9 protein-coding genes are annotated in these 12,593 nt (G+C 46.0%); 1 reads left to right on the top strand and 8 read right to left on the bottom strand.

Features of this window, described 5'->3' with window-relative positions; genetic code table 11:
* Positions 1-94 precede the first annotated feature (94 nt).
* The 8 genes from MKY73_RS20530 to MKY73_RS20565 form a co-directional block, all read right to left on the bottom strand.
* Positions 95-328 (bottom strand): hypothetical protein, encoded by a 234-nt coding sequence (locus MKY73_RS20530; RefSeq protein ID WP_339303227.1) that lies wholly within the window; start codon positions 326-328, stop codon positions 95-97.
* Positions 329-439: 111 nt separating this feature from the next.
* Positions 440-691: a restriction endonuclease gene (locus tag MKY73_RS20535; protein ID WP_339308675.1), complete on the bottom strand. Its 252-nt coding sequence runs from the start codon at positions 689-691 to the stop codon at positions 440-442.
* Complete coding sequence (locus MKY73_RS20540) at positions 621-1,022, bottom strand: hypothetical protein (RefSeq protein WP_339308806.1); 402 nt, start codon at positions 1,020-1,022, stop codon at positions 621-623. The genes MKY73_RS20535 and MKY73_RS20540 overlap by 71 nt, the downstream gene beginning before the upstream one ends.
* 249 nt (positions 1,023-1,271) lie before the next feature.
* Positions 1,272-3,752, bottom strand: a complete 2,481-nt coding sequence (locus MKY73_RS20545) for an EAL domain-containing protein (protein WP_339303228.1) — start codon at positions 3,750-3,752, stop codon at positions 1,272-1,274.
* A 265-nt stretch (positions 3,753-4,017) separates the two neighbouring features.
* On the bottom strand, positions 4,018-6,840 hold the full coding sequence (locus tag MKY73_RS20550; RefSeq protein WP_339303229.1) for an endo-1,4-beta-xylanase: 2,823 nt from the start codon (positions 6,838-6,840) through the stop codon (positions 4,018-4,020).
* A gap of 240 nt (positions 6,841-7,080) precedes the next feature.
* Complete coding sequence (locus MKY73_RS20555; protein WP_339240906.1) at positions 7,081-8,085, bottom strand: LacI family DNA-binding transcriptional regulator; 1,005 nt, start codon at positions 8,083-8,085, stop codon at positions 7,081-7,083.
* Between the two features lie 129 nt (positions 8,086-8,214).
* Positions 8,215-9,222, bottom strand: coding sequence for a globin-coupled sensor protein (locus tag MKY73_RS20560; protein ID WP_339260068.1), 1,008 nt, complete (start codon positions 9,220-9,222; stop codon positions 8,215-8,217).
* Positions 9,223-9,463: 241 nt separating this feature from the next.
* Complete coding sequence (locus tag MKY73_RS20565) at positions 9,464-11,359, bottom strand: PrkA family serine protein kinase (protein ID WP_339260066.1); 1,896 nt, start codon at positions 11,357-11,359, stop codon at positions 9,464-9,466.
* 359 nt (positions 11,360-11,718) lie between these two features.
* Between MKY73_RS20565 and MKY73_RS20570 the strand changes: the two genes are divergently transcribed.
* Positions 11,719-12,564, top strand: coding sequence for a DUF2161 family putative PD-(D/E)XK-type phosphodiesterase (locus MKY73_RS20570; RefSeq protein ID WP_339303230.1), 846 nt, complete (start codon positions 11,719-11,721; stop codon positions 12,562-12,564).
* The last annotated feature ends 29 nt before the right edge of the window (positions 12,565-12,593 follow it).

Below are 12,593 nucleotides of genomic sequence, written 5' to 3' on the forward strand. Positions count from 1 at the left end.
TAATTTTGTATTCCATCGTTTCTTGATCTGTAAAATGTTCGCTTTTGATCTGGCGAAGTCGGTTCATTGCCGTGGAGGTTCATTGAACCATCAATTATAGCTCACCACGCTTCACCATCTCAATCAAGTCATCTGTTGAATACAGCTTGCCTTGTTTAATGTCTTTCTCGGAAGCTTCAATCATTTGCTTTATCTCCGGATCGGAGTCCAGCTCATCCACCGGGTTATAAACTTCGTATTCAAGACCGGCAATACGAATAAATTCCTTATGATCCTTCTCATAGGATTCAATGACGGTTCCATCAGGAGCTTTAAGACTAAAATTCATCCCTCACAACCTCCTTCAATGATAATGCTAAACTGTTTAGTAGAACTTTCACCTGAATTATAGCATACAACCATGTTGCATCTCAGCCATGAGACCATTACTTTTTCTCGATTACACTTGTGGAACAGGATTCAGCACCATAACACGTTCACTCTTGGTCTCTAGATGCTCCATCCACAGCTCCACTAACTGAGTACCATTAATCAGGTCGATATCCAGCCCTTCTGCATAGTTACGGGCATTGCTCGTAAATTCGCTCGTTGTTACCACATAACCGCCTACAGCACCTTGCTTAACCATTTGGGAGTGAATGATTGCAATTGGTCCAAAACCGACCAAATTCTTGTCGTGATAGCATTTCACTTGACCAAGGTATAGTCTCTTCGGTTTGTTCTTCAATATCGATGCCGAAGTCTCCTGAGCTCTTCGTCACGTATGTGTTGGCGCCTCGGACAGATGACATAATCTCTGCGACAAAATGTTCAAACAACAATGGATTTTCTTCTTTCTCCTCTTCCAGGTCCCGTTTAAAGCGGTTATACAATCCGATTCTAAGAGTCTCCTTCATATCTTCATGGGATGAGAATGCTTCAAGTGCATTTTTATGATATTCCTCTATCGTTTGTTTTTGTTTGTAATACTTGTACACAAGGTAACAGGTGAACACAAGCATAATACTGAACAATATAGTCATATAACGTCACTCCTTTGTATTTCCATCATATCCAACGCTTTGTCGTTTCAATCTATTTGTCTATTGTCTGGATGGGACCAGATAACACCTATCAGAATTGGAGGGAGTTCATCTGACATACTCCGATTTAATTTACTGGATTTCCACAACACTATATAAATTGAACAGTATTTACTGGCTGTCATAAAAAAACAAAAAAGCGGCAAGTTCCCGACATACACGGGAACTTGCCGCTTGGCATACAAAAAATTAGGAAGGTAACGCTGGTGAACCAGTCCCCTGCAATCGCAGCGGCACAAAAAAGTCATGTTCCACTTCACTTGCCGGCAGTGGACGACTGAAATAATATCCCTGAATCTCCCGGCAGTCATTCTGCATCAGAATATCGAGTTGACCTTTCGTCTCAATGCCTTCGGCAATCACTTCCATCTTGAGATTCTGTGCCATCGATATAATGGTCGCCACAATCGCCTGATCGCTGTGACTCTCTGTAATGTCCGTCACGAATGAACGATCAATCTTAAGCTTGTGAATCGGGAAATTCTTCAGATAACTCAGGGAACTGTATCCCGTACCGAAATCATCCAAGCTGATTTTGACACCCAGTGCATTAAGTTCATTCAGAATTGCTGTAGATACCGTTGCATCCATCATCATGCTCTCTGTAATCTCCAGCTCCAGATAACGTGCCTCCAGTCCTGTCTCCAAGAGTGCATTCTTGACCTGTTCTACCAAGTTGGATTGATGGAACTGCTGGCTGGACAAGTTTACCGATACCGGAATGAGCGGCCCACCGCTGGCATGCCAGAGCTTCATCTGCCTGCACGCTTCGCGCAGCGTCCATTTCCCAATCTCATAGATCATACCTGTCTCTTCTGCAAGCGGGATGAACACATTGGGTGCAAGCAGCCCTTTGAGTGGATGGTTCCAACGTATAAGAGCCTCGACACCAATCATACGACTATCCTCGGTACGAATCTGCGGTTGATAGTACAGAACCATCTCATCGCGTTCCAACGCTTTACGCAGGTATCCCTCCAGCTCAATGCGTTCATAAAGTTCCGAATCCAGTTGGGCCGTGTAAAATTGGAAGCCATTTTTGCCGTTCTTCTTCACTTCATACATGGCGGAGTCCGCATGTTTCAGCAAAGCATCGACGCCCACTCCATGATCGGGATACATCGCAATTCCAATGCTGGCGGTCACGTAAAAGTCATTTTCCTTCAAGCGGTAGGGTAACTGAATGGCTTCAACAATCTGTTTTGCAAGTTCTGCCACTCTTACTTCTGTCGCTTGATCATGGGTAACAACGAGTGTGAACTCGTCACCGCCCATGCGGGCCAGCATGACATTCTCCATAGCCAAGGGATCAGAAGCCTCTATGGCTTTCATAATCCGGTTGCTGACTTCTCTTAGAAATACATCTCCAACGGAGTGTCCCAAAGAGTCATTTATCATCTTGAATCGGTCTATATCCATCACCATAACAGCAAACGAATGTCCTTTTTCTTCTGAATCTTGAATTGTAGAAGCCAGCACTTCATCCAGCTTGCGCCGATTGGGCAGCCCCGTCAGCGGATCATGCAGAGCCTGGTGACGAATATTCTCCTGAGCTTGCTTCTCCTCCGTAATGTCTTTGATCAGGATGTGGCTTCCCACATGATTACCATCAATGACAACAGGGACTACAACAATACTAAGGTCCAGAAGTTCACCCCGCACGTCTCTCATCTTGGCCATGTAATGCATCTGCTCCATCCCATGATCATCCCAATCAATCGAATCGAATTCACTGATCCATTCTATATCGATCTGCTGAACAATCTCATCAATGGAACGATTCATGACCCTTGTTTCAGGATAACCGGTGATTGTTGTTACCGTAGCATTAATGCCTTTGACAATGCCTTCCTTGTCTACTGAAATGATCGCATCCGAATGATTATGATACAAGGCCTGGTACCATTGCTCGTTCTCATGGATCCGTCGATCCTTCTGGGACATACGCTGGTTGATAAATATGCCGAATAACGTCAAGCCTAGTGCAATAAATGTGCCCGATGCGATCAGGTAGGCGAGAATACCGGGTTCAATCTGCATCCCTGAACTTGCCATCGAGGCATGTGAATGATGGAACTGTGCGGCTGACATCCCAGTATAGTGCATGCCAGAGATTCCAACACCCATAATAAGACCGCTGCCCATCTTGTAAACCCAGGTATGTCTAGATTGATGATATCGGAAGAAAAACATGAGCCATAGTGCCGCAAATGAAGCAAGTGCTGCAATCAGAATGGATAACATCACTCTGCCAGGTTCATACGTAACCGGAGTCGACATCGCTGCCATTCCCACATAATGCATTGAGCTGATTCCGACTGTCATAAGCACTCCAGCAATCATGAGCTTGCTAATCCCGCCCGATTGTCTTCCCGCAATGTTCAAGGCTACCCCCGATGCGACAATAGCAAGTAGAACAGATAAAACAACCTTACCGGTGGAATAGGAGACTTGCGTAGGCAGAACAAAAGCCAGCATACCTACGAAATGCATGGACCAGATCCCCAGCCCCATCGAGACTGCACCGCAGGTAAGCCATACATTCCGCGCCATCCCGCTAGCCTGACTTACACGGCCTGCAAGGTCAAGGGCTGCGTACGAAGCTAACGATGCAATAATATAGGATAAAATAACAAGTTCTAAGTTGTACGTACCATGTAGGTGCTCCACTCACTCTGTCCTTTCAACCGGGAAATGCCTCATATGTATGCAAAAATGTAAAAAAGAAGCGAGTGCGCTGTCTGGATGACAGGCACTCCCTCCGCATCATTTGACTCGTGACCACAGACTCAGTTGAAGCCGTTGTCATACATTGGAACCCGTTTATTTGAATGTATATAGTCTAAACGTCCCAGCCTTTAAAATCAACACTTATTTCCAGAAAAACGAGGTTTAATAGCTGACATTCTCATATCCTGATACACAGCTTAATATTCTATTTGCGAGTCAGTAACAGACTGCCAAAACCGGAAGTATCCTGATAAGAATTACCTGATGAATCACTCCAGATGGACACACTGCTTCGCTTGCCATCCCCCGCGCCATCATCATTAACTTGAAGATCGAATCCAATCCATCGGTTCCCTTCAGCACGAACGCTATCTAGTGGGATTGCCACTTCAACGGTATACCCTCCGCTTGTTAATCGTGTAGCTGATTTGAAGCTTTCTTTCCGTGCATTTCCTCCAAAAGAAGCCTCATTATCAAAGTTAACCCGGTACTGAGCGTCATCCTCCTGATAGAACGTTGTCTGATCTTTGTTCTGGTCAATAAAAATCTCGATAGAATCCTGCTCATGTGCATTAGAACTTAATTTGCTTCGCAGAGGATCTTTCACATCTGCCAATACGTACAGGTATTTTTCATCCCATAACAGCTGTGCAGTCGCCGTTGCACCTGAGTTTCCGATGACCCAGACATCCGTTTTAATAGATGCAGCCTTTTTCCATACGTCATCCTTTTTCGCATCAATTACAGGTTTGCCATACGTAACCTTCGTTTGTTTCAAGACAGAACCCAGCTTCAGTTTCCCCCGGTTGGCTGGTTTATCAGGCTGTTGATTGGAAATATCATTCCAGACGATGGTAGCTGTCTTGCCCGCAGCATATTCATCCGTAATCCGAAAATCTAAAGACAAGACCTGGCCTTCGGCAAGTAAAGCAGCTGACATCGGCAGGGATGCATATACAACATAACCTGTTTTGGTCTCCTGTACGTTGTAAACATTTTTATCCTTGCCTTTACCGCCTTCCCGTTTGAACGTATATTGACCATTTGCAGACGGCGGATTTTTCTTCTTGGCAGTTAGATCAGCTTCAGAAGTGGCAGCGCCTGTACTCTTTACTTCTTCCGCGAGGAAAACCTGCACCTGATCCCCTTTGCGACGTGTGGTGTCCTTCACTTCCACTCGTAAATTCACCTTTTTGGCATCCCACATTACACGGGCCTCACCCGTAACTGCGGATACACCATCTGCCAGATGATTAATTCCAAGCCCTTTCACAGCACCCCATAGAACATCTTCCTGTCCTTTGTGATTTGGAAAAGTAGGGCTGGCCTTAAGTGCTTTCCACTCATTACGATATATCGGGAGAGTCGTAGCATCCACCAGTGCCCAATAGGCCGGTTTTGCCTTCAATTTACGATCAAACAGCAATGGTGCATCTTTACGTCCTTTGACTGGATGATTATCAAGCCATGTACCATCATCCGCAAGTCCCCAGACCGTAACACTGTCCATGACACCACGCTTTCCCAGGTCGTCAAACAGATCAAACAGCTCACGATAACGATAAGCTTGCTGCAACATTAATTCATCTGTGACAGGCATCTCCAGTTCAGAATTACTTGAATAGATCGAAACGTCCAGCTCTGTAACCTGTACGTTCACACCAAGAGCGATCACTTTCTCAAAAGCCTCACGAATGAGCTTAACATCCGGTCCGTACATCGACACATGCATCTGGAATCCAACGGCATCAATCGGTGTTCCTTTGGCAAGAAGCTTCTCTACAAGCTTCACCATATCATTCACCTTGTTTCCATTGCCCTCCATTCCATAGTCATTAATCACCAGTACAGCATCGGGGTCAGCCTCACGTGCATAACGGAAAGCCAGCTCAATGTAATCACTGTCATCTCCGTCGCCGTCCACATCGCCAATAATATCTTTCCACTTGGAATTACTGGCCCCATTCCGCAAGCCGCCTCCGTCTGAGATGACTTCATTGACGACATCCCATGTATGAACCTTTCCTTTGTAACGAGTCACGATGGTCTGAATATGAGTTTTCATCCGTGCAAGCAGCTGTTCCCGCGTGGCAGGTTTGGAAGCATCATTCGGATCGGTAAAGAACCAGTCCGGCACCTGACTATGCCATAACAGCGTATGTCCTCTGACCTCCATGTCATTGGCTTCGGCAAAGTTCACCAGACGATCTGCCTCTGACCAGACAAATTGCCCTTCTGTTGGTTGCATCGCATCCATTTTCATAAAGTTTCCGGCTGTAATACTGTTAAAATGTTTCGTCAACAACTGGGAATGCGGATCTTCCGCATCCAGTGCAGATTGATCGATCGCCGCTCCCATTGCATAATGTTGTCCCACAACATCCACGAGATTCGGAATGTTCGGCTCAATTTCAATTTTTTCGGCTTCGGTAATCAGAACATCATCCACATAAAAAGTAATTGTATCGGCCGGCGTCACTTCCGCTGACGTCTTCCAGGGTGTCTCTGCATACATCCGGAATCCGGTGATGCCACTATTTTCCCCTGGAATCACCACATCCGCCTCGATTTTTTTCCATTGTCCTTTATTCAGGGTTGCAGAGGCAAATGTAGCATATTCACGAGTTGAAGCGTCGTTATTGTACTCTTTCTCCAGTGAACCGTTAATGACCTGACTGTCAGGTCCTTCATCGTACATGGCCCAAAACGAAATATGAACCGTGCTGCCCTTCTGTACATGGTCCATTACTTCAATTAAGGGTCCATGGAACGTTTCGGTACGGGAAGAGGTTCTCAGACTGCGTGTGCTGTCGTGACCTTGCGCTACGATATCAAGCTTTTCACTCGCCCGTGGACGCCATTGTCCCAACGCACCATCTTCAAAGTTAGCCTCGAACAGCACTTCATCATCGCCCGTCTTAACGTTAGCAGCCGCTTGAGCACGTGCCCCTCCTGTTCCCACACTCGGGAACAAACTGAAGATCAATACAGCCGACAAGCACAAGCTCCACCATTTTCTCAAATGCATCCGATCTCCTCCTTGGTTGTTTGTGAAGAGTAACCTCTGTTCTGTCATACGTCCGCCCTTCACAAGTTCGTTGGGCAGGATTGGATAGACATTATTCAACAGAAATTGTAAGCACTTTCATTATACGATTGCCAGCAAACTTTGTTTACCCGTTAAACTATAGGACTTATTCTAAAATCTTCACCATAATATAGAACGACAAAAAGCACAGCTTGTTCGCTGTGCTCCGTGTCAACGTCTTTACACTTTTAAAGGTGCTGTCGTCTGACGGATGACCAAATTGGAAGGTTCCGTCACAACGGGTGGAGAATAAGACGGATTCTCAATCATGGCAATCAGATATTCTATGGACTTAATGCCAATCGAATAGATATTCTGATTCACCGTGGTCAGTCCCGGTTTGAATACTTCAGCATAATATGTGTTGTCAAATCCGACAACAGAAATATCTTCTGGCACACTCAGTCCATGCTTTTCAATTTCATGAATTGCCCCAAAGGCAGACATGTCTGATGCGCAGACAATCCCCGTCGGTTGATCCTGAAGTGCCAGCAATCGCCGGGCAGCCTTGCTTCCTCCGTCGAATGAGTAATCGCAAACTTCCAGATATATCGTAGAATATGGAATGCCGCATTCTCGCAGTCCTTCCCGATATCCTTCCAATCGCAGATTAGCTACGGCAGGTCCGAGTGTCCCTGAGATATAAGCAATCTTGCGGTGTCCGAGCTCATACAGATGTTTGACACTCATGGAGATGCCGTTTGCGTTATCCGTAGTAATGTAACCGGCGCGTTTGCCCAACAGGTCCGTATCGATAAACATCGTTGGGATCTCTGCATCCACCAGTTCCTGAATACTCGCGTTATCTCTGCCTTCCCCGAATACCACCACCCCATCCACATTACGACTGCGGCAATGTTTGATGAACGAGTACGTCGGATCATCGAATCGTGTAGACAACCGGACCAGATCATAACCACTGTTCTCCAGCGCAGTCTTAATCCCTTCCAGCAATTCCGACACAAAAGGGTTTGTAAATGGGACCGTCAACAATACACCTACCGTCCATGAACGGCGTTTTACAAGTCCACGTGCGACCACATTCGGTTGATATTTCAATAATTCGATGGCTATATTGACTTTTTTGCGTGTTTTTTCACTTACATCAGGATAATCGTTTATCACTTTGGAAACGGTTGCAACAGATACTCCCGCTTCCTTGGCCACATCATGGATAGAAGCCATCTGATCACCTCAACCTCTTTCAAATCCCCTGTCTCCGGCTGCATTTTCCATAACATCGGCAGGTTTGTCTACCCATTATAGCTTAAAACAGCCTGAAACGGTATGGAAGGTTCCTATTGCTTTTAACGTCTATTCCTGTTGTTCCAGATTCTTCAAATCCAGAGACAGTTTCTCCATTGTTGTTGCAAATACAGCCAGTTCAGCCGAGCGTGAAGCTTGGCTACGTGCTCCACGAGACGTATGATCCGACTCTTGCTGCACACTGCTCAGTTTTTTCATAATCTGCTCCAGATTGGACTGAATTTTGCCTTGGGCATCCCGGGAACTGGCTGCAAGCTTGCGCACCTCACTGGCGACGACCTCGAAGCCACGACCGAACTCTCCTGCGTGAGCAGCCTCAATCGCTGCATTCAGTCCGACAAGATGACTCTGATCCGATATCTCGCGAATGAGTTCACCCATTTTTCCAATCTGCTGGATCTCCCCGGTCAACTCCGTGAGCAGAACTTGAGCCTGATCCTGAGAAGCAGCTGTTTCTTTGGCCACATTCGAGATAGCCAGCGCATTTTCATTCAGTTCACTGATCATGCCTGTAAGCTCTTGGGTAATTTGCGTGATCGCCTGCAAAGTATGTTGTTGATCATCGGCAAGCTGATGTAACTTTTCTTTTTCTTTCTTCTCATATGCCTCAAGGACAAGCTGTGAATCCAGATTAAACATTTTACTGAGCGCCTGAATGACAAGATGCCAGGAATCAGGGATAACCTGCTGGAATATGCTCGTTGCAATATCAAGGTATACCATATAGGTACCCAGATAATAATCTTCGGACAGGCCAATACGGGAATGCACAAGCCCAATCGCAATACGTTGTTCAATATATGCGTCGTCCACGATTCCATCCGTCATCGATAACCAGTACATCTTCTGTGTTTCCTTTAGACGATCAATTGTAGAGAATCGGGCAATCAGATCTACCAGATCAGGATAATTCCCCACATGATTGTAGAAATGATCCACCACTTCATTCACGACTTTTTTAAAAACAGGCCGATGATCGGCAAGCAGTGCCAGATCTCTTGCGGTTAATCCCATGTAATCAAGTTGCTTCTGTCTTGTTGCGGAAATACTGCTCATATCTGGTTCAGTCAGCTCCTTAATAAACACCATTACTTTAAATTGTAAATATATGTATTGATTATAGACTAAAATACCCAAACTTACATACACCTTTAGAACTAATTCACCGTAAAATTAACCTTATTTGTCAGTATTTCAGATTAATAAGATGCTTATGGAACTAAAAAGGCCCTGACTCTGCTGTGAAGGAGCCTCACAGCAGACATCAGAAGCCTGATCCGGAATGGTTCGTTGCCGATTAGCGATTAAGCAGACTGCCCACATAGCGTAACAGTTCATTAGCGCTGGCTGCGGTATATCCATGTTCTTCAATTAAGCGTTTGATCACTTCATTCATTCGTTTCAATTGGGTTGCATCTGGTGTTTTGGTGGAGGTTGTAATCTTGACGATGTCTTTCAGATCTGTAAACAACTTCTTCTCAATCGCTTCACGCAGACGGTCATGGCTGCTGTACTCGAATTTGCGCTCCTTACGGGAGTACGCCGAGATTCGGATTAGAATCTCTTCCCTGAACGCTTTCTTTGCATTCTCGGAGATTCCGATCTGCTCCTCGATGGAACGCATCAAACGCTCATCCGGGTCCATTTCTTCATCCGTGAGTGGATCACGAATTTTGGACCAGTTGCAGAATGCTTCAATGTTGTCCAGATAGTTCTCGAATAATGTTCTCGCCGACTCCTCGAATGAGTACACAAATGCTTTCTGCACTTCCTTCTTGGCCAGTTCGTCATACTCCTTGCGTGCAAGAGCAATAAAATTCAGATAACGCTCCCGCTCTTCTTTCGTAATGGAAGCATGTTGGTCCAGACCGTCCTTGATGGCCCGCAGAATGTCCAACGCGTTAATGCACTGAAGATTTTGCTTGATCAAAGCACTGGAGATCCGGTTGATGACATACCGCGGATCAATGCCGGACATCCCTTCATCCAGATACTCATTTTGCATCTCTCGCAGATCGGCTTCTTTATAACCTTCCACTTCTTCACCGTCATACATCCGCATTTTTTTTACGAGATCCATGCCTTGTTTCTTCGTTTCCTTCAAGCGGGTAAGTATGGAAAAAATGGCTGCAGTCCGCAATGCATGCGGTGCAATATGAACATGCTTCATGTCACTTTGCTGAATGAGCTTGGCATAGATTTTCTCTTCCTCGGATACTTTCAGGTTGTATGGAATCGGCATGACAATCATCCGGGATTGCAGTGCCTCATTCTTCTTGTTGGAGATAAAAGACTTATACTCCGATTCATTCGTGTGCGCCACAATCATCTCATCTGCACTGATTAAGGCGAAACGTCCTGCTTTGAAATTCCCCTCCTGTGTAAGCGACAACAGATTCCACAGAAATTTCTCATCACATTTTAACATCTCTTGGAACTCCATCAATCCGCGGTTCGCCTTGTTCAACTCTCCATCAAAACGATAGGCACGTGGATCGGATTCAGAACCAAACTCGGTAATGGTGGAGAAGTCGATGCTACCCGTCAGATCGGCAATATCCTGCGATTTCGGATCGGAAGGACTGAATGTTCCTATCCCCACCCGATTATCCTCGGAAACAATGACCCGTTCCACAGGCACCTTGCTGATATCACCGCCATATTCGGTACGGAGTCTCATTTGGCAAGATGGGCAAAGGTTCCCTTCAATACGGACTCCAATTTCCTTTTCCACTTCTGGACGAAGTTCCAATGGAATCAGATGCAGTGGCTCCTCATGCATCGGGCATCCATCAATAGCATAGATAGCACCTTTTTTTGTCCGCGAGAACTGTTCAAGCCCCCGCTTCAGCAACGTCACCAGCGTCGATTTACCTCCACTTACGGGACCCATAAGCAGCAAGATCCGCTTACGTACATCCAGGCGGCGTGCTGCTGAGTGAAAGTATTCTTCAACCAGCTTTTCAATGGATCGATCCAATCCAAAGATCTCCTGCTCAAAAAACTTGTACCGCTTATGTCCACCTACTTCTTCAACGCCAAACGATTCAATCATTTCATACACTCTGGCGTGAGCCGTCATTGCCGGAGTCGGGTCCTCTCTCAGCAGTTCAATATAATCTTCAAATGTTCCGTTCCATGTCAAACGGTCACTCTCTGCCCGATGTTCCGCAACGCGTTCAAAAATATTCATGCTTGGTACCTCCCATGGCTCCTTTAGTGTGATTGTCAACCATTCCGAATGGTATGAAGAAATCAATAGAATTGCGGCTCCTGCTTGAATACCAATCTTGCGGTCCTGTGAAGTCCCGCCACCCTCTGTCCAAACATCTTGTTTTGTTGTGAAAAGTGTATTACATACCTATGCGGCAATTCGGATAAGTTGACCTCTTTTTTTCAATCCACGGATTCGAATTTCGGCTTTTCCCTGTTCTATCAGACATCTTGTGCGTTCAGAAAAAAAAGAACGAATATGATATAATGAGGGTTCTAATTCAGGAAAACGGACAATGCGGTCAGAACTCTGACTACTTCGGGAAAGGAGCACGAACGATGGCAGTCCAATACGAAACCGAATTATATTCGCCTGTGAAGGCTTTCTTCGAGCAGCGTGGCTTCGACGTAAAGGCGGAAGTTAGACATTGTGACCTCGTAGGGGTCAGATCGGATCAGGAGGAACCACTGATTGTCGAGATGAAAAAAACATTTAATCTCTCCCTGTTGTTGCAAGGCATGCAGCGCTTGAAGCTTAGCCCGTTCGTGTATTTGGCCGTCGAGCGCAATCGCAGCAAACGTGGAGCCGTGAACCAACGCTGGAGCGAACTGACTGCATTATGCAGACAGCTTGGTCTGGGGCTGCTGACGGTCACATTTTACAAAACCAAACCTCCCTTAATTGATGTATTATGCGAGCCTTCTGCCCAGACTCCCCTCACTGGCCGCAATCAGGTTGCTCGCAAAAGTGGTGTTCGGCGGAAACGTCTGCTTAAGGAATTCGACGAACGCAGCGGTGATTATAATACGGGAGGCAGCACACGCAGACAGCTGGTCACGGCATATCGTGAGAAGGCCTTACGAGTCGCATCTGCTCTGCGAACGCACGGAGAATCCTCTCCCGCCACACTCGCCAGACAGACGGGTGTAGGTTCTGCCGCGGCGATTCTGCAAAAGAATTATTATGGCTGGTTTGAACGCCTCTCCCGAGGGAAATATATTCTGACGATTAAGGGAGTACAAGCGTTAACCGAGCATGCACACATGCTTGAGGATAATGATATGATTGAACGAACCATTAATGAACTTGATGTAACGTATTCCGTATCTGGTGAACATAAGGGCGACCTTGCACATATCGCTGAAACCGCGGAGCAATACTTGAAAAATACAGGCCATAACTGATATGGAAACATTCCAAGTACGTGATATGA

It is taken from the genome of Paenibacillus sp. FSL R5-0519 (assembly GCF_037974275.1).
GTDB lineage: Bacteria > Bacillota > Bacilli > Paenibacillales > Paenibacillaceae > Paenibacillus.